The organism is Termitidicoccus mucosus (genome assembly GCF_038725785.1).
Taxonomy (GTDB): Bacteria; Verrucomicrobiota; Verrucomicrobiia; order Opitutales; family Opitutaceae; genus Termitidicoccus; species Termitidicoccus mucosus.
The window spans coordinates 1751429-1774613 of record NZ_CP109796.1 but is presented as its reverse complement, the minus strand read 5'-3'; the positions used below and the strand labels follow the sequence as shown (position 1 = coordinate 1774613).

Here is a 23185-nt window from a genome sequence, read left to right as displayed (position 1 = left end):
GATGGAAGAGGAGATGGATGAGACTGACGGGACTGATCGGCGGCGCGGAGCGCCGTCTGCCGGCAGGATGCCGGCGCTCCCAGTGAGAGAACGCCGGCGTCCGCGGGCGCGCCTAGAAATCGTGGCGGTAGCCGAGGCTGAAGGCGTAGGGTTTTTCGTAGGCGTCGCCGGTGGTGTATTCGTAGTCGAAATAGAGCCGTCCGCAGGCGGCGGGCTGCCAGTAGAGACCCAGGCCAAACTCGGCGCGGTCGCCGTCGAGATTGGGGCGGTAGGAGCCGCCGGCGCCGATGCGGAGTTCGCCGTTGTCGCTGGACTCGTGGGTGCCGCCGACGCGGGCGGCGAGCTCCATGGTGCCGCCGCCGACACGCCAGGAGCGCCCGGCGCGCACGGCGGCGCGCAGGCGCGTGACGGTGGCGTCGGTGCCGTTGACATCGAGGAGGTTCGCGCCGTCGGTGCGATAGTCGCCGCGCTCGAGGAGGGCATGGGAGAATTGCGCGACGGGCTCGGCAAACCAGCGCTCGCCGATGGCGATGCGTTTGCCGAATTCGAGCGCGAGGCCGAAGGCGTCGTCGCCGTGGTCGCCGGTGGTGGTGTTGCCGCTTTGGTCGGCGGCGGTGAACTCGTTTTTGTAGCGGGCGCCGGAGAGGGTGAGGTTGGCAAACCAGCCGGCGTTGTGCAGCCAGGCGGCGTAGAGGCCGAGGCCGTGCTGGGTGCTTTCACCGTCGGCGGCACCGGTGCCGGCGCGGGGCTTGAAGTCCTGCGTGGCGTGTCCGTAGCTGGCGTAGAGGCCGATGGAGAAGCGTCCGGAGGAGATGGCGATGGTTTTGTCGGCGCCGAGTTCGACGCCGAAGAGATCCATCTCGAAGGGGCGCATGCCGGTGTCGCTGTCGTCGATGTCGGCGTGCTCGACGCGGGCGCGAAGCCAGAGGGAGATGTGGTCGGCGGGGGGAACATCGGTGATGCGAAGTTCGCCGAGACGGCGCGAGAGGTTGTCCTGCGAGGCGAACCACATGAGGCTTTGGGCGCCGGGGATGCCGCGGATGGCGTCGTTGACGCCGGCGTCGCCGTTGGCGAAGAGGAAGGCGCTGCCGCCCGCATTCTGGACGGCGTAGTTGGTGCCGTTGTAGTCGAGGCCGCCCGTGAACGTGGCGTCGTTGGCGCCGGCGACGGTGGCGAGCACGACCGCCTGCGGATCGCCGCCGGTCGCGGCGGGGCTGGCGGAGAGGAGGAGCTGGTGTGAGCCGGCGGCGTCGCCGAGGACGACGAGCCGGTCGCTGGCGCCGGTGCCGGGGTCAACGGTCATGCGGAACGCGCCGTCGCCGGAGAGACTGGCAACCTCCAGGGTGCGGAATGCGGCCGGGGCGGGGGCGGGGATCGCAAGCGCCGTCCCCACGGAGACGGCGGCGGGCGCGCCAAGGGCGGCGACGGGCGGGGTGCCGAAGTCGAGCACACCGTGGTTGGCCAGCGCGCCGAATTTATGGGTGGCGGGGCCGCCGAGGCGGAGGGTGCCGGAACCGATGGTGACGGAGCCGGTGAAGGTGTTTTGCGCGCTGAGCACGAGGGTGCCGGCGCCGAGCTTGGTGAGGGATTTTTTGTCCCAGCCGGGGGCGGTTTCGCCGACGCGGTCGGCGAGCGGGACGTCCACCTCGAAGGTTTCGCCCTCGGCAAGGGTGAAGGTGCCGTGCGCGCCCGTCAGTGCGTCCCACGCCAGACGGTAGCCGGCGCGATAGCTGGCGCCGCCGTTTCCGTCGGTTTCGATATGGCCGCCGGGCATGAGGTAGTCGGGCGTGCCGCCGCCGAGGCCGGTGACGGCGGTGAAGTTGCCGTGGATGGTGCCGGAGGTGGCGGTGAGGATGAGGACGCCGGTGTCGGCGAGCTCGCTGGCCTTGGCGACGGGGGTGTAGCCGAGGCCGGAGCCGTTGAGCGCGAGGGTGCCGGAGAGGACCGCGCTCGCGGCGGTGATGTAGGGCGTGGTCCGCGCCGGATCCAAGGTGATGCCGAGCGTGGAGTTCTGGTTTTGCTTGTACTGGCCGCCGACGAAGAAAGTGCCGGTGGGGGCGATGTTGAGGGTGGCCACGCCGGACTTGCCGATGAGGGCCTGGCCGTTGTTGGCGGCGAGGTAACCGGCGAGGTCGAGGGTGCCGGTGCCGCTGGCGTCACTGCCGATGACGAAGGCGACGGTGTTTTCGCCGGTGCCGCTGGCGATGACGGTGCCGGTTTGCTCGATGCTCATGTAGCCGGTGCCGGCCCAGCCAATGCCGAAGTTGGCGTTGTTGGCGTCGCCGCGGAAGCCGGTGTCGAGGTAGCCGCGGACAATGGCGGTGCCGCTGCCGGCGGCGTAGCGGCCGAGGAGGAAGTAGTTATTGGTGCCGCCGGCAAAAACGGTGCCGGTTTGCTCGATGACGAGGGTGCCGGCGCCATACACGCCGACCATGAAGTTGCCGCCGGTGGCAGTCCAGAGGCCGGCGACGGTGGCGGTGCCATTGGCGTTGGAGTCGGCGGTGTTGGCGATGTTGACGCCGCCGGCGGAGACAAGCACGCCGCCCTGCTCGATGGCGAGCACACCGGTGCCGCGCTGGGCAACGTAAGTGACACCGGCATCCCAGCGGGCGCCGTTCTTGATGGTGACGGTGCCGGTGGCGGTAGTGGTGTCGGTGATGTAGAGGTTGCCGCTCGCGATGGACCCGCCGGTCTCGAGAGTGACCGCGCCGGAGCCGAAGCGGCCGACGACGAGGGTCTTGCCGGTGTTGTCGAGGAAGCCGCCGGAGCGCACGTTGATGACGCCGGTGCCGGTGGAGGCGGCATCGGAGCCGCCGACGTAGAGGGTGCCGTTGGCGTTGCTGACCGTGCCGCCGTTGATGTTCAACTCGCCGTAGCCGGCGACGCCGACGAAGGACAGCGCGTTGGCCGCGAGCACGCCGGCGACATTGACCGTGCCGGACTGGCCGGCGGCGTTGCCGATGGTGGTAGTGCCGGTGGCGGTGACGGTGCCGGTGGCGGCGATGTCGAGCACGCCGGAGCCGAGGCGGCCCACGGCGAGGTCGCCGTTGATGTTCCATACACCGGCGACGCTGGCGACGCCGGCGCTGGCGTCGTTGTTCCAGCCGAGGGCGGCGTTGGAGCTGCGGACCGTGCCCGTCGGGGCGATGTTAAGCGCGCCGGTGCCGCTCATGCCGACGGCGAGGTTGCCGGTAATGTCCCACAGACCGTCAACGCGGACGGTGCCGCTGGCGGCGGTGTTACGCCCGATGTAGCCGATGCTGCCGGTCTTGACGGTGCCGCCGGCGGCGACGTCGAGGACCCCGGTGGCACCGACCCCGTAGGAAACATTAAGATCGCCGGTGGTCTGCCAGAGTCCGGCGATGCTGGCGGTGCCGGTGGTGGCTTCGCCCCAACCGATGAAGCCGGCGGGGCTGGTGACGGTGCCGGTGGGGTTGACGGTGAGGACACCCGTGCCGGCTGAGCCGCCGACGAGGATATCGGCACTGTTTTGCCAGAGGCCGGAGACGGTGGCGGTGCCGCGGCCGGTGGCGGCGTAGCCGATCCAGCCGTAACCGGTGCTGGTGACGGTGCCGCCGGCGGCGATTTCGAGGTGGCCGACACCGGCGTCGCCGATGTAGAGGAGGCCGGTGTTGGCCAGGGCGCCTCCGGTTTCCACGGTGACGGTGCCGCTGGCAGTGCCGGCGGCGGCAACGCGGAGATCGCCGGTGTTGGTCAGCGCACCGGCGATGGCGGCGGCGGAGTTGTTGAGCGTCACGCCAGCGGTGCCGGCGGTGCCGGTGGCGGCGATGGTGAGCGCGGCGTTGGTGGCGGAGAGCGTGCCGGTGTTGGCGAGGGTGCCGGTGACAATGAGGGCGGCGCCGGTGACGTTGACGCCCTTGGCGGTCGCCGCGCCCTTGATTTCGAGCGAGCCGCCCTCGATGCTCACGGGGCCGCTGGTGGGCGTGCTGTCGAGCGTGGACGCGCCGCCGAGCACGAGCGCGCCGCTTTCGATCTTGCGCAGGCCGGGCACCGCGATGGCGGTGTTGATCGTGGCGGTCGAGCTGGCGCGCACATTGACGATGGGAGCGCTGCCGGCGGTGAACGTACCGGAGCCGTCGAGGGTGTAGTCAACCGCGTTGGAAAGGTCGCCGAACTGGAGGCCGGTCACGGTTTGCAGGCCGTCCACCGTCACGGTGCCGGTGCCGGTGTTGAAGACGGCGAAGGCGCCGTCCGCCCAGTCAACGGGCGTGACCTGCCGGCTGAAGACGAGCGGGTCGCTCCACGCGCCGTCGCCTCCCTGCCAGACGAGGAAATCCACGTCGGCACCGTTGAGGGTGAGGGTAATTTTGCCGGGGTTGCTGGTAGCGTCGAGGCTGCCGCTGGCGGTGAAACTGGTGCCTGCCACATCCCAGTTGGCGAGGTTGGCGTCGCCGGTGATGGAGGTGTAAGTGGCGAGCGTGTAGTAGGAGGGGATGGTGATGTCGCCGATTTCGAGGTTGCCGCGGTCAATCAGCAGCGTGCCGGAGCCGGCGAAGGAGAGGGTGCCGGCGACGTCGAGCTGGTGTGTGCCGGTAAGCGAATACTGCCAGAGCGCGCCGTCGGCAAAGGTGACGTTGCCGGTGGCCTCAAGCGAGGCGTCGCGGAGGTCGAGCGTGGCGCCGGCGGCGATATTGAGGCTGCCGCCGAGTTTCGCGCCTGTGGCGCCACCGAGGACACCGGCGTTGATGTTCACGGTGCCGGCGTAGGCGGAGGAGTCGGCGGTGAGGGTGAGGGAGCCCGCGCCAGTTTTGTTAAACACCGCGCCAGCGGCGCCGGTGAGGGCTTCGGGGATGGTGACGGCGTAGGATTGGGTGTCGAAGGTGACGGTGCCGGTGCCGATGGCGAGGGCGGGGAAGTTTTGGAAGAAGGTGGAGGTGTCACCGAGGGTGCGGAGGGTGCCGCCGGCGAGAGTGATGGTGGGAGTGCCGGCGCCGAGGATGAGTTGGTTGGTCTCGAGGACGCCGCCGGAGAGGATGAGGGTGCCTTTGGCGGAGGCGTTGGTGGCGAGGCGGACACGGTCGGCGGTGAAGAGGCCGCCGGGGAGAATTTCGAGGGTGCCGGTGCCGGAGAGGCCGATGTCGGTGTAGCCGCGGGTGGTGATGAGGTGGCCGGCGATGGTGCCGGTGCCGACACTGTTGGCGGCGTAGCCGAGGACGAAGGCGGCGTTGTCAGTGGTGCTGGCGGCGGAGACGATGGTTCCGCCGGTCTGGAGGTCGAGGATGCCGTTGCCGGTCCAGCCGATGCCGAAGTTGGCCTGGCTGGTGTGATTACGGGTGCCGGTGTCGAGGAAGCCGCGATCGTGGACGGTGATGGTGCCGAGGGCGCCGGCGTTGAGGCCAGCGACAAAGTAGTTATCGGCGCCAGTGGCGAGGACGGTGCCGCCGGTGAGGATTTCGAGTGCGCCGGTGCCGCTGTTGCCGACGCGGTTTGAGCCGGGGGCGAGGTTCCAGTAGCCAGCGACATTGGCGCGGCCGGCAGCACCGGCGTTTATGCCGATATCCATCTGGGCGGTGAAGACGGTGCCGGTCGAGCCGATGGTGAAGACGCTTTCGGTGGTGCTGTTTTTGCCGATGGGTTGGTAAACGAGGGCGCCGGAGGCGTTCATGCCGGTGCGGAAGTAGCCGTCGATGATGACAGTGCTGGTGCCGCTGGCACGCTCGCCGAGGTAGAGGGAGGCGCCGGCAGCGATGGTGAGGGTGCCGCCGTTTTCGACATGGAGAAGGCCTGCGCCGTAGTTGCCCGCATAGATGCCGCCGTAGCTTTCCCAGACGCCGCCGTCCTTGATGACGACGGTGCCGCTGGAGCCGGCGTTGTGGCCGATGTGGTCGGTGTAGAGGGTGGGGGTGCCGGAGGCGTCGGAGGGAGTTTGGAGGCGACCGCCGTTTTGGATTTCGAGGTAGCCGGAACCGTTGAGTCCGACTTTCAGGGCGGAGGAGGCGCGCAGGGTTCCGGCGACGACGAGTTTGCCGTCGTCGTTGCCCGCCTCGGCGCCGATGATGAGGGTGCCGGTGGCAGTGACGTTGCCGCCGAGGGCGACGGCGCCGGGGCCGGCCTTGACGAGGTTGGCGGCGGAGAGGGCGGTGTTGATGGTGGCGGTGGCGCCGGCGGCGGTGACGTTGAGGACGGCGGCGCCGGCAAAGGGGTCGCTGGCGAGGGTGCCGGTGCCGGCGAGGGTGTAGCCGTTGACGTCGAACTGGAGGGTGTTGAAGGTCTGGAGGCCGGAGACGTTGACGGTGCCGGCGGTGGCGTTGTCAAAGACGCCGAGGGCACCGTAGGCCCACTTTGCCGGGACGGCGGATTTTAGCCAGGTTGTGCTGGCGGTGTCCCAGTCGCCGTCGCCGCCCTGCCAGTGGAGGACAGCGAGGCCGGCGGCGTTGAGGTTGACCCTTATGATGTTGGGAGTGGCGATGTCGAAGGCGGCGTCGTAGCCGCCGACGATGCCCCAGGTGTCGAGGTTGGCAAGGCCGGTGACGGCGGTGTAGTTGGCGATGGTGTAGGAGACGGGGAAGGAGGTGACGGGGGTGCCTTCGTCGTCGAGGAAGAGCACGCCGAAGCCGGCGATGTCGAGGTTGGCGGCGGTGAGTTGCTTTTGGGCGACGAGGGAATAGGCGAGGTTGGCCCCGTCGGCGAGGACGAGGTTGCCGGTGGTTTCGAGGGCGGCGGCGCGGAGGTCGAGGGTGGCGCCGGAGGCGATGGTGACGTTGCCGCCGAGTTTGCCGCCGGTGCCGCCGGCGCGGAGAGCGCCGGCGCGGATGTTCAGCGTGCCGGCATAGGCGGAGGAGTCGCCGCCGATGACGATGGCGCCGAGGCCGGTTTTTTCGACGATGTCGGCGCCGGTGAGGTTGTCGGTGAGGTTAAGCACGCCGGTGGCGTTGCGGATTTCGAGTGTGCCGCTGTCAAGGTTGGCGGTGAAGGCGCCGACGGGGGTGGAGAAGGTGGGGGCGGAGAGGTGGCCGCCGAGGAGGTTGAGTGTGCCGCTGGACTGGGCGGTCAGGGCGAGGGAGGCCTCGTTGGTGGAGTAGGCGGTGCCGCCGGCATAGAGGTTGAGGGTGCCGACGCCGTCGTTGGCGATGACGAGGTTGTCGAGGGCGAGGGCGTGGCCGTAAATATTGAGGATGCCGTAACTGCGGGTGCCGCTGGCGGTGCTGGTGCTGCGGCCGACGGTGAGGTCGGCGGTGGTGACGACGGTGCCGGTAGAGGCGATGTTGACGACACCGATGCCGGCGGCGCCGATGTCGAGCCAGCCGGTGATGCCCATGTAGCCGGAGATGTTGGCCTCGCCGTAGGAGATGCCCTTGGCGTTGTTGCCGTTGGAGACGCGGGTGTTGCCGGCAAGGACAGTGCCGGTGGAGAGGATGTTGAGGTAGCCGTCGCCGGAGCGGGCAAGGAGAAGTTGGGTGCCGTTGGTGTTGAGGAGGCCGGCGACGTTGATGGTGCCGCTGGAGGAGATGTTGTAGCCGGAGCCGACGCCCATGCGTCCGAGGGATACTTCGGAGGCGCCGGTGATGTTGACAGTGCCGGTCTGGCCGATGTTGAGGACGCCGATGGCGCTGGCGGTGTCGCCGGTAGCACCGTAGCCGACGGCGAAGCTGCGGTCGCCGGCAGTGGCGGTGGAGACAAGGGAGAGGAGGCCGTCAACATTGACTTCGCCGAGCGCGCCGGAGCCATGTCCGATGCTGATGATGGAGTTGATGGAGCCGGAGGCTCCGACGGTGAGGGAAGCGCCTTGGGCGATGTTGATGGTGCCGGAGGAATTGGAGGCGGCCGCGACGCGAAGGTAGTTGTTGGTCACGGTGACGGAGCCGGTCTCGCCGATGTTGAGGAGGTTGGCGCGGCTGTCGGCGGCGTTGCCGAGGATGAGGTAGCCGCTGGCGCCGCTACCGTTGTCCAGTCTCCAGGTGCCGTTGATGGTGGCGGTGCCGGAGCCGCCGGCGTTGCGACCGAAGAAGGCGTTGGCGGAGTTGGTGAGCATGGCGCCTTGGGCGAGGTAGAAGGTGCCGGAGCCGTAATTGCCAATGTAGAAAGTGTTGGCGCGGACAGAGCCGGAGAGGACGGAGAGCGCGCCGGCGCTGCCGTCGCCGTTGCCGATGGAGAGCTCGCCGTTGGTGTTGTTCCACGTGCCGGAGACGATAACGGCGGCGCTGTCGCCCGCGGCGAGGCCGATGTTGGCATCGTAAACGGTGCCGGAGCCGGCGATGTAGAGAGTGCCGCTGGCGAGGTTGATGACGTCGGTGCCGGTGCGGGTGACGGGTGTGGTGAGGGTGGCGTCGGAATACCAGTTGTCGTCGGTGAGGGCGCCGGTGCCGCCGCCCCAATAGAGGTCGGCGGAAAAAGCCGGGGGCAGCGCGAACGCGAGGACGAAGAGCGCGCCCGCGAGTTTGAATTTTAGATTTGGCAAGGTGTCGGTGTTCATAGAAATTTGTGTTTCAGGGTTTTGATTTGTCCGTGTTCATCCGTGCGATCCGTGGCCGGTTTGTGTTTCGGTGAATAATGCAGGCTATGCGGTCATTGCCCGAAGCAGTCGTTTAATATTCTGGCCAGCCGGTAGCCGGCTTTTTGTATCTGCGACTCGGCGAGCGGGGCGGCTTTGTTGATGAAGTCCTTGTAGTCGTTGCCGTCCAGTTTCATGTCTGGCCTGGCCCATTCGTAGATGACGCGGCTGTCCAGCGCGTTTTCGTGAAACCAGTCGCGGTGCGTGCCCGCCGTGACCTTTGCGATCTGGTCTTTGTCGAGCCGGTTCATCTGGTGCACCCATTCCAAGTAGCCCCATTTGTGGGTGGCCACCGCGTCCCCGTCCCACACGCTGTGGTAAGTGGATTTTTTCCCGTTTATATACACGCTGAAGTTGGTTTTTATGGTGGTGTATTTCACATGCACGGGGCAGTGCATGTCGCCCAGCAGGTGCACCAGGTATTTGATATTGAGGGACACGATGTCATCGGGGTGTCTCTTGTAATCGCGCAGGATCGTGAGGATGTCGTCGAGCGCGGTCATGGCGTCGCCGCCCTCGCGGGCCACGGCGGCGGTGTGATAAAACCGGTCGTCCACCGGCGCGGTGTGCCACTGCGAGGAGTGTTTGTATTCGGGCGTGTGGCGGTAATTGTCCATCCACGATGAATAATAAACAATGGAGTGCCCTCCAAGGTAGCTTTCGACGGTCGCCTTGGCTTTCGGGGTGAGGTTCCACTCGGCGATGGCGGCCACCGCGTCGTGTCCGTTCCGCCCCCATGCGAGCGCCTCGCGGGGGGAGGACAGCAGGACGGCGGCCAGCAGGACAAACAGGCGTTTCATGGTTTTCATGGGTTGGCTTTTCTTGAACGGAAGGGAATAAAGAGGAATGGAGGATATATTTTATATTATGGTTCTCTTGGTTCCTTTTGTTCAAAAAATGGTTCGATTTTATGGTCCACAGATTACACCGATTTTCCCGGATTATAATTCATGAGCTCTGTGTTAATCTATGTAATCCGTGGACAGTTTAATGATTATGTTTTAATAGCCACAAAGAGGCACAAAAGGCACAAGATTGAGTGATTGTTTTGTGCTTCTTGTGCGTTTTTGTGGCTATTTTAATGGTTTGGTTTATTTCACGGCGCGCAGGGAGGCGTCGTCGATCCAGCACGGGCCGTAGGCGCGGACCACGAGGCGGACTTCGCGCTCGTCCATGCGCCATTTGCCGGCGGGGATTTTGCCGCTCAGCCGGCACCATTTGCCCGGCTCGACCGTCCCGGCGGCGTTGGCGACGGTGTGGCGGTCCTTGGCGCCGGGGATCTGGGCCGAGACATACGACGAGATGCGCGTGCCGGGCTCGGCGTAGACCCAGACCGAGAACTCGCAGCCGGCGTTGTAATCCATCCGGTGGTCGAGGTCGAAACTAAGGGTGCTCCACTCGGCGGTCGGGGTCACGTGCAACGAGGCGCGCCCGGAGTGCGCGCGGGTGGTGTCGAATGCGTGGGTCATACGGTAGGCGCCGGCGTCCAGACGGCCGCCCTCGAAGCCTTCGTCGATGACGGTTTCGACCGGCTTGCGCGGGGCGAGGGGAATGACGCCGGCGAGGTCGCCATCGGCGGTGGAGAGCATATACAACAGGGCTTTTTCGGGGATGACGCCTTCGCGGATGAGGCCGCGATTGGGGAACTGGCGGACTTCCCATTCGAGGCGGTCCTTATAGACGCGGAAGACGCGGTAGGCATTGGCCCACTCGACGAAGGCGGGATTCTGGATGAAGGTGATGCCGTTGCGGGTGGCGACTTCGTTGCAATGGAGATGGCCGTTGAGGGTGGCGACGACGTTGGGGGCGGCGTCGAGGAGGGTGACGGTTTCTTTGTCGAGCGAGGTTTTGCCGAGGTCGTAGCCGCTCACGGGGGACACGCCGCGCTGGAGGTAAAAGGGATAGTGCGAGACGACGAGGGTGGGCGTGGCGGTGTCCTCGGCGAGGGTCTTGCGCAGCCAGTCGTGCATTCCGGCGCGGTAGGTGGTCTGGTCGGCGCCCTTCGCCTTGTAGTCGTGGATCTTGCCGTCTTTGTCGCGCCAGTAGGAGCCATCGAGGACAATGAAGCGGAGGGGGAGTTTTTTGGGGGAGAAGGCATAGTCGGTGTTTTCAGGGCCGGAGGGGAAGAGCTTGGGGATGATCTTGGCGATGTCGGCGCGCGAGTTGGCGAAGGTGTCGTGGTTGCCGATGCAGCCATAGACGGGGAGGCCGGCGTGTTGGACGACGCTGGCGAGGTCCTTGTACTGGCTGGCCTTGCCGCCGTCGGTCATGTCGCCGGCAATGATGGCGAAGTCCGCTCCTTCGCGTTTGAGCTGGCGGAGCGAGGACTCCAGTTCTTCGCCGCTCCGGGCGTTGAGTTTGAAGTTCATCCAATTGGAACGGCCAAAGCCCAGGTGAGTGTCGGAGAAGAAGCCGAAGGTTTGGAGCGGTTTTTCGGCGGGGCGGTCTTTCGCGCGCAGTTCCAATTTGGCAAAGGTGCCGGCGGAGCGGAAATGGGGGCCGGCGATGGTGATGTAATGACGGCCTTTGGTCAGGCGGAAGGGGGCGAGCGGGACGGCGGCGGCCGGGCGCTCGCCGCGGATGTCGGGCGCGGGGCCGGGACGGTCGCCGGCGGCCTTGGTGCCGCGCCAGGCTTTCGCCTTGACGGCGGGGGCGGCGACGACGGTGTTGCCGGCGAGCACGGTGGCGCGGAGGCCGGGACGGAGGTCGGCGTCGGGCTCGAGGGTGACGGAGCCGGCGAGGTCGAGGTCGGCGGCGGCGTCGATGGCGAAGACGAGCAACCCTTCGGCGGGGATGATGGCGGCGGCGTCGGCGGGGAGGGTGGCCTCAACGCCGGCGGAGTCGGGGGCGAAGGCGGCGCGGCTGGCGTCGAAGGTGACGGTGGCGCCGGGCTTGAGCGCGGTGGCGCGTTTGCCGGCGGCGGCGTGGAGGGCCTTTTCAAGTCTGGGCCAGGTTTGGGAGGGGAGGGTGGCGGGGCCGGTGTTGGCGATCACGACGTCGTCCACCCAGCAGGGGGAGGAAAGTTTGATGACGAGGCGGAAGGCGGAATCCCACTTGCGCCAGTCGGCGGCGCGGGCGGTGCCGCGAAACTCGCACCATTTGCCGGCCTCGACGGTGCCGAGGGCGTTGGTGACGGTGTAGCGGTCGGAGCTGCCGTCGTCGGCGGAGATGTAGGCGGAGACGCTGTTGGCTTTTTCGGAGTAAACCCAGAAGGAGAACTCGCAGTCCTTGGAGAAATCGAGACCGTCGTCGAGGTCGAAGAAGACGGTGGCGTAGCTTTTTTTCGGGGTGACGAGCAGGGAGGAGGCGCCGGAATGGGCGCGGGTGGCGTCGGCGGCGAGGGTGGTGTTGAAGGGCTTGGCGGCGGGCGGCACGCGGTCACCCTCGAAGTTTTCGGTGACGATGGTGGCTGGCGCGGCGAGGAGGGAATGGCCGCAAAGAGGCACAAAAAGCGCAAGAAGAGCGGTGGCGAGGAGCGGATGCCGGATAGCGGTGGGTATGGCGGGTGGTGTGGTGGATTTCATGGTGATTTTGGTGAAGTTCGGATGGATGGAACTTATGGGGCCGATGGAATTGGGTGCCGCCGCGCCGCTGGCTTCTTGGAACTTGCTACCTGCCACTGGCCACTTGCTTTAGCTGGGCGGGTTTATTGGTGGTGATGCTGGCAACGCCCCAGTCGAGCAGCTCTTTCACGCGGTCGGGTTCGTCCACCGTCCACGCCCAGACGGTGAAGCCGCGGCGGTGGAGCGCGGCCACGACTTCCCTGGTGAGGATTTTGTGGCTCAGGTCGAGCAGCGGGGTGTCGAGCTCGCGCGCGGTTTGGGAGATAAAATCGGCGAGTTCGGCGGGGGTGCGGTCGTCGTCTTTTTCGCCGCCGTAGAGCCAGGCGACGGGGAGGTCGGGCGCGAGGCGGCGGACGGCTTTGACGACGGCCTGGGAGAAGGAGATGATGACGGCGCGGTCGTAGAGGCCGGCGTCACGGAGCGCGGCGATGACTTGCGGCTCGATTTGCTCGGCCTTGATTTCGACCACGGGACGAGTGGCGGCGGCGGATGGCTTGAGGAGCGCGAGGGTCTCCGCGAGCGTGGGGATGCGTTCGGCGGCGAAAGCTTTCACCTTCCATGGGCGGTCGGCGAGCGCCCTGATTTTGAGGGCCTTGATTTCGGCCAGTGTTTTTTCCGCCACCGGCACCTTTTCCGGTTTTCCCTTGCTGCCGATGGGCGCGACGATGTCGGTGGTGCGGTTGAGGGATTTGTCGTGGATGATGACGAGCGCGCCGTCGGCGGTGGCATGCACGTCGAACTCGCAACCGTCAGCGCCGGCGGCGACCGCGCCGCGGAAGGAGGCGAGCGTGTTTTCGGGATGATCGAACGATGCGCCGCGGTGACCGACGACGGGGGAGCGGGGGATCGAGAATTGCACCGTGGGGGCGGCGAGTTTCGCGTCGTCGGCAGCGTCGGCACTGGTGACGAATGCCGCGAGCAGCGCGGCGATGATGAAGGCGATGGGTTTCATTTTATTGGTTTCACCACAAAGGCACGAAGGTGCACGAAGGGCGGAAGAGTTGGTTTTATATTGAACGGAAGGAAACAAAGTGAGCGAAGAAGGCGTTTGTTTTGGACAGAATGAACAGTCCCGGGCGAAGCGACAGGTTCATTGATAAAATGAACATAATTGAATTAATCAGATTATTAATTCCGTTCATTCATTTTAATTCCGTCCATTTTGTTTAAAATCATTATTGGTTTTTGTTTATTCGGCGGGCAGGGTGCCGATGACTTCGAGGTTGGCGGCGCGGGCTGCGGCGGGGTCGAATTTCAGCACCTTGCGGTCGTAGGTATAAAAGCCGTTGGCCTCGATTTCGACGTCGGTGGTCTGGGTATAGACGGCGGCGGAAAAGCCGTCTTTCACCAGGCCTTTCAGCATGTTTGCATATTCGACATGTTTTGCGGTGAGGTCGTCCCGTCCGGTGAACTTGACCTTGCCGTAGCCCCAGTTCTTTCCGTCGCGCTGCCAGAGGTGGTCGGGCAGCGGGAGGGCGAGGCCGCCGTATTCGCCAAGCACGAGCACGCGGTCGGCGTCGCCCTTGAACAACTTTGGCTCCGGATAATGGTGGAAATCAACCATGTCCGCGCAGGGACGCAGGACGCCGACGGCATCCTTATACATGCGGAGATTGCCGCCGCTGGCCGGGTTCACGAGGCGCGAGGGGTCACGTTGTTTGGTCCACTGGACCACCTTGTCCGTGTCGAATTGGCCCCACGCCTCGTTGAACGGCACCCAGACCACGACCGACGGGTGGCCTTGGCAAAGATCCATGATTTCACCCCATTCCTTATAAAAATTGTCCTTCGAGAGCGGCGTGCGCAGCGTGTCCGTGCCGCCGTCGAGCTCGTTGCGGCCCCATTTCGCGCCGAGGCCGTAGCTGTGCGTGCTGGGCATGTCCTGCCAGACGAGGATGCCCTCGCGGTCGCAGTGGTAATACCAGCGCTGCGGCTCCACTTTCACGTGCTTGCGAATCATGTTAAAACCCAGCTCCTTGGTTTTGATAATATCAAAGCGGAGGGCCTCGTCGGTCGGCGCGGTGTATAAACCGTCGGGCCACCAGCCCTGGTCGAGCGGGCCGAAGTGAAAATAGTTTTTCCCGTTCAGTTGCATGCGCATGATGCCGGCGGCGTCGCGCTGCATGGAGATTTGGCGGAAGGCGGCGTAGGAGCGGGCTTCGTCGGCGTTTTTTTCGTCGGAGAGCAGGCGGGCGCGCAGGTCGTAGAGTTTCGGGTTTTCGGGGGACCAGAGGATAGGGGTTTTCAGGGAGAGCGTCACGGCTTGGCCGGCGTGGCCGCGCGCGGTGGCGAGGACTTTGTCGTTGTCGAGCAGCTCCACCTCGACGGGAGCGCGGACATTCCAGTCCGCGATTTCGCGGGCAGGAATGCCCGCGCTCCTTTGGGTGACGGTCACGGCGAGGGTGCCTGCGTCGATGTCGGAGACGGCTTGAATGTCTTTTATATAATTTGTCGAGACCGGCTCCAGCCAGACGGTCTGCCAGATGCCGGTGACGGCGGTATACCAGATGCCCTTGGGCTTGCGCGACTGCTTGCCGACGGGATGGTCGGAGGCGTCCGTCGGGTCCCAGACGCGGACGACGAGGGTGTTCGCGGCGTCTGGTTTTACATAATTTGTTATATCAAACGAGAACGGCGTGTAGCCGCCGGTGTGCGAGCCGGCGGGCGCGCCGTTGACAAACACGTCGGCGCGCCAGTCCACCGCGCCGAAATGGAGGAGGACGTTTTTTTCCCGCCATGCGGCGCCAACGGGGACGGTGAACTCGCGCTTGTACCAAAGTTCGTTGTCCGGGCCGACCTCGCGTTGCACGCCGGAGAGGGAGGACTCGACGGGGAAGGGCACGAGGATTTGGCCGTCGAAGGCGGCGGGCAGCGCCGCGCCCTTGGGGGTGATGGCGTAGTCCCACAGGCCGTTGAGGTTTTGCCACGCGTCGCGGACGAGGCGCGGGCGCGGATACTCGGGCAGGGTGGACTCGGGCGAGACTTGCGCGGCCCACGGGGTCTTGATGAGGTCGCCGGCAGGCGCCCACGGCTTGGCAGGCGCGCTTGCCAAGCCGTGGGCCTGACCTTGCGTCGCGCCGGAATCGCGGCCTGACGCAAGGTCAGGCCCTACGAGGGCGGCGAGAGCGAGGGCGGCGAAGACGAATTTCATGGGAGGTCGCGGTGAAAATTGGAAAATCGTTTCACGCGGGAGCGCGGAGACGCGGAGCAGGAGGGATGATTTCTCCGCGTCCTCCGCGTCGCCGCGTGAGATATTTTGGGTTCGGATCTTTTGGGTTGGGATTTGGAAATCAGGTCAGAGGGAGAGGCGGAGGCCGAGGCTGAGAGCCCAGGGTTTTTCGTAGTTGTCGCCGGCGGCGTATTCGTAATCGAAATAAAGCTGGCCGCGATTGAAGGGCTGCCAGTAGAGGCCGAGGCCGGCTTCGTAGCGGTTGCCGTCGAGGTTGGGACTCCATTTTTCAGGACCGATGGCGAGTTCGCCGCCGGAGCTGGTCTCGCGGATGAAGCCGGCGCGGGCGGCCAGCTCCAGCCAGCCGAGGCCGTTGATTTCCCAGGCGCGACCGGCGCGGATGGCGGCGCGGGCGCGGGTGATGGTGGCGGAGGAGCCCCGGACGCCGAAGACGTAGCTGGGGGTTACGCCATCGTCCATGAGTCCGCCGGTGGTGTAGGAGGCGAGGGTGAGGCGGGCGAGGGTGCCCTGGAGGGAGGGCTCGGCGAAGAAGCCGGCGCCGATTTGGATGCGGCGGCCAATCTCGACGGAGGCGCCGAAGGCGCGGTCGGTGTAGTCGGCGGTGGTGTGGTCGCCTGCGGGGTTGGCGGCGTCGAGGGTGTTGTCGTAATTGACGGAGGAGAGGGTGGCGTTGGCGAACCAGCCGGAGTCGGCCAGCCAGGCGGCGTAGAGGCCGAAGCCGAGCAGGTCGCTTTCGCGGGTGGCGGCGCCGGCGCCGCGGTTGTAGTCCTGGGAGGCGTTGCCGACGCTGGCGTAGAGGCCGATGGTGACGCGCTCGGCGTCAAGGCGCCAGGTGTGGTCGGCGCCGATTTCCGCGCCCCAGAGGTCAATGTCTGCGAGGCGCATGTCGGTGGAGCCGCCGCCGACGGAGGCGGTGGCGGCGTGGCCGCGGGCCCAGAGGTCGAAGCCGGCGCCGGTTTCGCGGGGTGAGCGGAGTTCGCCGAAGCGGCGGGCAAGGTTGTCCTGCTGGTCGAACCAGAGGAGGGAGAGGGGCGCGGCGAGGACTCCGTTGATGGGGGCGCGATACTCGGCGCCCATGCTGACGGGGACGATTTTGAGGGTGCCGGCCACGGAGTCGGTGACGACTTCGTAATGGAAGGCGCCGCGATCGAAGGAGGTGCCGCTGGAGACGCCGTCGATGATGACGTTGGGGGCAAGGGTGGCCTGGTTAACGCCGCCGATGAGGGCGAGTTCCGGGATGGGCTCGGCGCCCGTGGGCATTCCGCCGCCAGTGTTCTTGAGGGTGATGTCGAACTGGTGGATGCCAGCGGCGGCGTCGCCGGCGATGACGAGCTTGTCGCCGGCACCGGTGGCGAGGTCGAAGGACATGCGATAAACGCCGCCGGTACCGGAGAGCGAAGCGGCGTGGATGGTGCGGAAGTCGCCAGCGGTCAGAGAGGGGTCCACGTTGGGCGCAGGAGTTGCCGCTACGCCAGCGGCGTCGAGGCTGCCGAAGTCGATGGTGCCTGAGTTGACGATGAGGTCACCGAGGGTGATGTTGACGGGGCCGGCGAAGCGGAGAATGCCGTCGTCCACGGTGGTGGCGCCGGTGTAGGCGTTCTGAACGGTGAGGACGAGGGTGCCGGGGCCTTTTTTGGTGAGGGACTTGCCGTCCCAGCCGGTGTCGAAGGTGAGGCCGGCGCGGTCGGAGAGCTGGAGGTCATTGATGAAGGTTTTGCCTTCATCCAAGGTGAAAGTACCGTGGGCGGAGTTGACACCGGCTTTCCAAGCGAGGCCGTAGCCGACGTCGTAGCGGGTGTCCACGGGGCCGCCCTCGTTGATCTTGAGACCGCCGCCGCGGATGAAGTCGGGGAGGGTTGCGGGGATGATGAGACCTTCGATTTCGACGGTGTCGAAGTCACCGGTGATGCCGCCGGTGGCGCGGAGGACGGGGATGCCGGTGAGGGTGCCTGCCTTGGCCTGATTGTTGACCCACTCGAATTCAGGTATGTCGGCAACGGCGCTGCCAGTGACGAGGAGGGTGCCGGAGAGGGTGGCCTTGCCGCCGGCCTCGATGAGTGGGGCGGAGAGGTCGGGGAAGAGTGTGTCCTCGCGGCGGCCGGTGTCGAGTTCGACCTTGAGGGTGGAGGCGGCGTTCTGGGTGTAGCCGCCGCCGGCGGTGACGCGGCTGGTGCTTCTGATGTCGAGGTAACCGGTGCCTAAGGCACCGTTTTTGATGGTGTGGGCGGTGAGGAGCGTGCCGGAGAGATGGACGGTGCCAGAGGAACCGGCTGCGTTGCCGAGGGTGAAGTCGAGGGAGGTGCCATTGAGCCGGTCATTGTCGGTGAGGATGGCGGCGCCTTCCTCGACGATGAGGACGCCCTTGCCGGAGTTGCCGATGCGGAAGATGTCGCCGTTGGTGATGAGGATGGATCCGTCGTGGAGGGTGAGGGTGCCAGTGGCGGCGATGCGGTCGCCGACATACATATCGCCCGCGATGACGGTGCCGGTGGAATAGACATCCATGCGGCCCTGGCCGGCGTAGCCGACGCCGATGGTGTAGGTAGCGTTGTCGAGGACGCCATGGACATAGACGTTGCTGTCGCCCGTGTCGGTATTGCCGTCACCGGTGCCGGCGACACGGAAGGAATTGGCGCCTTTGACGGTGCCGGTCTCGGTGATAGTGAAGACGCCCCGACCGCCGATGCCGGTGTAGATGAGGCCTGACCGGTTTTCCCAGTAGCCGTCAACCGTGACGGTGGCGGTGCCGGTTTGGGCGAGATAGACGCCTTGGGCGGCGAAGAAGGTACCGCCGGAGGCGACGTGGAGGGCTCCGACGCCGCCGTAGCCGATGTAGAGCTGGCCGGCCCCGTCCCAATAGCCGCCGGAGGCGATGTTGAGTTCGCCGTAGGAGTTTGCGTTGCGGGCCAGCATGATGCGGGGGGTAGAAATGACGGTGCCGGTGCCGAGGACGTTGAGGTAGCCGGTGCCGGTGGTGCCGATGTCCAACTGGGTGCTGGCGGTGGCACTGTTGGCGCCATTGACGTTGACGACGCCGGCGACGTTGAGGGTGCCGGTGGCGGTGGCGGCGTTGCCGACATAGATACGGGTGCCGACGACGACGGTACCGGTCTCGGTGATGTCAACGGTGGCGGCCATGCGGTTGGCGACCTGAAAGGCGTTGGTGGTTTTCAGGTAGCCCGCGATGGTGGCGGTGCTGGTGGCAGTGAGGGGGTTGCCAGTGCCGTCGCCTTGGCCGATGGAGAAGTAGTCGCCGATAAGGGCGGTGCCAGTCTGGCCAACCTCAAAGTAGCTGCTGCCCCAGTGGGAGGCGATGATGTAGCCGGTGCTGTTCCAGACACCGTCGATGATGGCGGTGCCGGTGGAATTGAAACTTTGGTAGGTTAGGCGCATGCCGGTGGCGTTGACGGTGCCGGTTTGGCCGACGTAGAGGTAACCGTCGCCGCCGGCGCCGATGCGGAGATAACTGCCGGGGGTGTCGAGGAGACCGTTGACGACGATGGAGCCGGAGCCGACGGGAGTGGCGGTGCCGATGTCGGAGGCGTTATGGGTGCCGCCGATGTAAATGTCGGTGCCGCCAGAGCGCTTGAGGACGCCGCCTTCGTCTATGACAAGAACGCCGGTGCCGGAGTAGCCGACATATAAAAACTTGGCGCTACCGAGCTGGAGGGTGCCGCCGTTGTGGATGGCGAGGGAGCCGAGGCCGGTATGACCGATGTAGAGAGTGTCGGTGTTATTCCAGTAGCCGGAGAGGTCCACGCTGGCGGTCGCGCCAGCGGGGACGCCGATGGCGGCGTTAGAGGTGGTGACGGTCAGCACAGAGGGAATGACGGCGGTGCCGGAACTGATAACGATGTTATCGCCGGCACCGGGGGTGACGCCGCCATACCAGTTGCCGGGGCTGTCCCAGTTGCCGGTGGAGCCGGTGGCCCACGTGATGTCGGCGGCGCGGACGGTGCCGAGGGCAAGGGCGGCGGCGGCGAGGGCGAGACGTGCAAGTTTATATTTCATGGTGACGGCGTGGTTGGAGTTGTAATGGTAAAGGTGGCAGGTTCGGGCTTGGACTTAATTTTTTTGACTTGAACCGAGGCGCGGTTCCGCGCGCTCACCAGAGGTGGCTGTAGCCGAGGGTGAGGGTGTAGGGGCGGGTGTAGTCGTCGCCGGAGGTGTAGGCGTAGTCGAGGTGGATGCGTCCGTTGGCGCCGACGCGGCGGGTGACACCGACGGCAGCTTCGTAGCGGGCGCCGTCGAGGAGCGTGGCGACGTTGCTCACGCCGCCGCCGGAGATGGTGCCGCCGGAGGCGTCCACATTGGCATAGGCGAGGCGGGCGAGGAGATTCCAGTTTTCGTCGAGTTTATAGCCAACGGCGAGGGCGGCGCGGTATTGGAGGGCCTTTGCGCCGGCGAGGGTGATGTCGATGATGTTGTTCTCGCGGTTGGACTCGGTGGTGTAGGTGGCGCCGGCGAGTTTGGCGTAACCGAAGCCGAGGGAGGGTTCGAACCACCAGCCTTCGGGGATGAAGGAGAGGAGGTCGTGGCCGAGTCGCCAGCCGGCTTCGAGGGCGATGCCGCCGGACTGGGTGTGGTAGTCGGCGGACAAAGCGTTGTTGGGGGAGTGGGTGTCGAGGGTGTGGTTGGAGGTGTCGAAGCGGGCGAGGCCGGAGGCGTAGAGTCCGTTGCGGTGAGCCCAGAGGGCGGTGAAGCCGGCGCCGATGGTGACGGTGCGACCGTCGGCGGTGCTGATGAAGTCGCGGAGGGTGGTGGCGGTGTCGGCAAAGACGCCGGTGGCGAGGGTGGCGGTGCCGAGGTCGTAGTGGGCGTCGGCGCCGGCGGTGATACCGAGGGTGCGCTGGGTGAAGTCGAGGGAGGGGTTGGAGCGGTCCACTTCGGTGTCAACGGCGCGGCCCTGAACCCAGAGGTCGCCGGTGTCGAAGTTGGCGCGACGGAAGGCACCGGCGGCGGCGCGGTCGCGGAGATCGGAGGCGTGGCGTTGAAGCGGTTCGAGGGCGGAGAAATAGTCTTGGGCGGAGAGGGCGGTGGTGTTGAGAACGGCGGCGCCGGCGGTGCCGTAAGAGCCGCGATCGAGGCCGCCGACGAGGTAGGCGCCGTCGGCGCGGTTTTCGAGGGTGTAGGCGGCGAGGCCGTAGTCCACGGGATGGGAGAGGATGAGGGGCCGGTCGGTGCCGGAAACGAAGGTGTTGGTTTCGTCGCGGATGACGTGGATTTCGGCGGCGCCGACGAGGGCGCCATCGATGGATTCGATGTCGAGGCGGCCGTTGCCGGTGAGACCGGACTTGAGGATGAGGGAGTCCTTGGCGGCACTGACGATGGAGAGGGTGGCGAGCGGGCTGGTGAGGTCGAGGGTACCGACGAGGGTGGTTTTGCCGGGGATGCTCCAGATGCCGCCGAGGTCGAAGTTGCGGTCGAGGCTGATGGGTGTGCCGGCGAAGGTGGCGAGGGCGAGGCGGGCGCGGTCGTTGACGACGAGGTCGCCGGTGAGCTGGTCAACGCTGGAGAGGACGAGGGTGACGGAGGAACTGCCGGAGAGGGTGACGCCGCCATTGATGGAGGAACTGTCCTTGAAGCGGAGGGTGGCGGTGGCGGCGTCGGTGGCGGTGATGCCGCCGGAGACGGTGGTGTTGCCGGTGAGGGTGAGGTCAACGGAGGAAGCGCCGGCGAGGTTGAAGCCGCCGGAGATGGAGGAGTCGCGGACGGTGGCGGCGCGGTTGTTGAGGTCGAGGCCGGGGCTGTTTTGGAGGAGGGCGGTGCCGGCGAGGGAGATGGAGCCGGTGACGGGGGAACTGGTGAGATCGAGGTAGGTGCGGGTGGAGCCGGAGAGGGTGATGTCGCCGACCATGGGGGTGTGGTCGAACTTGATGACGAGACCGCCGCGGTTTTCCATGGTGACGGGGGCGGGAGCTCCCTCGGTGCCGAAGAAGGAGTCTATGAGGTAAAGCTCGGCCTCGTGGTATTTGCGGGCGACCTCGGTGCCGGTCAGGTAGAAGCCACCGGTGAAGGTGGAGCGCTCGCCCTTGAGTCGGAGGTTGGCGCCGGTGGTTTCGTAAACGCCGGTGCCGACACCGGAGACGAGCATTTCGATGCGGCCGTTGAAGACGGAATCGCGGACGGTGAGCTTGGTTTCGTTGGCGAAGGGGCTGTTGTCGGCGCCGGCGGTGGCGATGCGCATGGCCTTGGCGGCGTTGAGGGTGGAACTTTGAAAGACGAGATCCCAAGCGGTGGAGATGAGGGTGGTGACTTCCTTGCCGACGCCGCCGCCGTCTTCGCCGTAGTTGGTGGAGTCCCTGACGTTGATGTCGAGGTCAATGGCGGAGGAGTTCGGGGCCTCGAGGAGGACGTTGGTAAAGAGTCCGGTGAAGCGGGCTTCGTCCTGGGCGTCGTTGGCGCCGGCGAGGCGGATGATGGGGGAGTTGGCGCCGGTGGTGGAGAGAGTGCCGCCGACGACGGTGGCGCTGCCGAAGCGGCCGGTTTGCTGGAAGATGGGGGCGTAGTTGCCGGTGGTGAAGATGCTGGTGTTTTCGAGGGTGACGGAGCTGGTGTTGCCGTCGTGCATGGCCTCATTGCCGCCGGCATAGCCGCCGGTGCCCTCGGAGGTTTTCCAGCGGAAGACGGCGCCTTTGCCGTTGGAGGTAAGGGTGGAATTTTTGAGGGCGATGGTGTTGGCGCCGTAGCCGAAGGCGAAAACACGGATGGGGACGACCGCGCCGTTGTTGCTGTTGTCTATGCTGATGGCGAGATCCTCGCCGTAGAAGTGAGCGCCGCCCAAGCCGGACTGGTCGTTAAGGTTGAAGACCTGGGTGTGATTGGTGGTGGCGTTGACGGCGTAGATGGTGGAGGTGATGGTGGAGCGATAGAGGTCGGCGGTGGTGTGCCCGCCGCCGAGGTTGAAGGCTTCAAGGGCGGTGCCGCTGGTGATGATGGCAAGGTCCTCGCCGTGGAAATGCGCGGAAGAGCCGAGGCCCTCCTGATTGCCGACCAAGTAAAAAGTTTCGGAGGCCTCGCCGGTGGCGGTGGCAATTTTCGAGATGGTGCCGCCGTAGAGGAAGACGGCGGCGTCGTTGCGGATGGAGAGGGCCTGGCGGGAGGAGTTGTTTACGACGGGAGAGAGAATGTTGACGTTGGTGCCGGAGAAGACGGAGGCGAGGCTGTAGGTAGAGCTGGTTCGGACGGTGACGCCGGCGACGACGATGGCGGGGGTGACGACGGTGGTGTCGGCGCCGTTGTGCCTGTAGTAGTAGGTGCTGCCGGAAACCACGCTGGCAACGGGGTCGGCCACGTCGGCGGGGGCACCGGTGGCAGAGGTGAGGTTGGAGTAGCCTTCGATCCAGAGGCCGGAGGCGTCGGCGGAGCCGTCGAGGGTGAAGGTGACGTCGCTGGCGGACCAGAAGCCGCCACGGGGGGCGAAGCTAGTGCCGGAGATGACACCGCCGGGGGTGGTAATTTCAACTGGGGTGTAGAGGCCGGCGTTGCGGTTGTAGAACTGAAAGGTGGTGGTGCCGCTTTGGACGACGGCGCGATAGGGGGATGCGGTGGCGACAGTGCCGATGGTGCCTCCGACGGTGGTGTTGCCACCGCTATCAACGTAGAAGTAGGTGCCGGTGGTGGAAATGAAGACGTAGCGGCTGTTGGCCGAGTCGAAGCCTTCATAGTAATAGGTGCCGTCGGTGCCGGGCAGGAGCGGAGTGGCGGAAAGCGTGCCGCCGGCGGCGATGGATTGGGAGAAGGCCGGGCCGGGCGTGGCGAGGGAGAGGAGGAGGGCGGCAAGAGCGAGGAAGAAAGGAGCGCGGGCATCCCTGCCCGCGGGCTTGCGGGTCGCGGACAAGAATGTCCGCGCCCCTTTGGCGGTGGCGGCAATGAAAGCGAATGGGTTCATATAAAAAGATTTAATGGTTTGAATTGAGC

The 23185-nt window shown here is 65.9% G+C and carries 7 protein-coding genes; all 7 read right to left on the bottom strand.

The window, feature by feature from the left end; genetic code table 11:
• Positions 1–112: 112 nt before the first annotated feature.
• On the bottom strand, positions 113–8434 hold the full coding sequence (locus OH491_RS06000) for an autotransporter outer membrane beta-barrel domain-containing protein (RefSeq protein WP_068771873.1): 8322 nt from the start codon (positions 8432–8434) through the stop codon (positions 113–115).
• A gap of 92 nt (positions 8435–8526) precedes the next feature.
• Positions 8527–9312 (bottom strand): S1/P1 nuclease, encoded by a 786-nt coding sequence (locus OH491_RS05995; RefSeq protein WP_068772011.1) that lies wholly within the window; start codon positions 9310–9312, stop codon positions 8527–8529.
• Between the two features lie 291 nt (positions 9313–9603).
• Positions 9604–12036 (bottom strand): carbohydrate binding domain-containing protein, encoded by a 2433-nt coding sequence (locus OH491_RS05990; protein ID WP_145928982.1) that lies wholly within the window; start codon positions 12034–12036, stop codon positions 9604–9606.
• Between the two features lie 85 nt (positions 12037–12121).
• Positions 12122–13027 carry a glycerophosphodiester phosphodiesterase gene (locus tag OH491_RS05985; protein ID WP_068771875.1) on the bottom strand — a complete coding sequence of 302 codons (906 nt, stop codon included), beginning with the start codon at positions 13025–13027 and terminating at the stop codon, positions 12122–12124.
• 237 nt (positions 13028–13264) lie between these two features.
• Complete coding sequence (locus tag OH491_RS05980) at positions 13265–15226, bottom strand: sugar-binding domain-containing protein (protein WP_084442461.1); 1962 nt, start codon at positions 15224–15226, stop codon at positions 13265–13267.
• A 144-nt stretch (positions 15227–15370) separates the two neighbouring features.
• A complete protein-coding gene (locus OH491_RS05975; RefSeq protein ID WP_068771876.1) occupies positions 15371–19276 on the bottom strand; it encodes an autotransporter outer membrane beta-barrel domain-containing protein in 3906 nt (1301 codons plus the stop codon).
• 94 nt (positions 19277–19370) lie between these two features.
• Positions 19371–23156: an autotransporter outer membrane beta-barrel domain-containing protein gene (locus tag OH491_RS05970; RefSeq protein WP_068771877.1), complete on the bottom strand. Its 3786-nt coding sequence runs from the start codon at positions 23154–23156 to the stop codon at positions 19371–19373.
• Between the last annotated feature and the right edge of the window lie 29 nt (positions 23157–23185).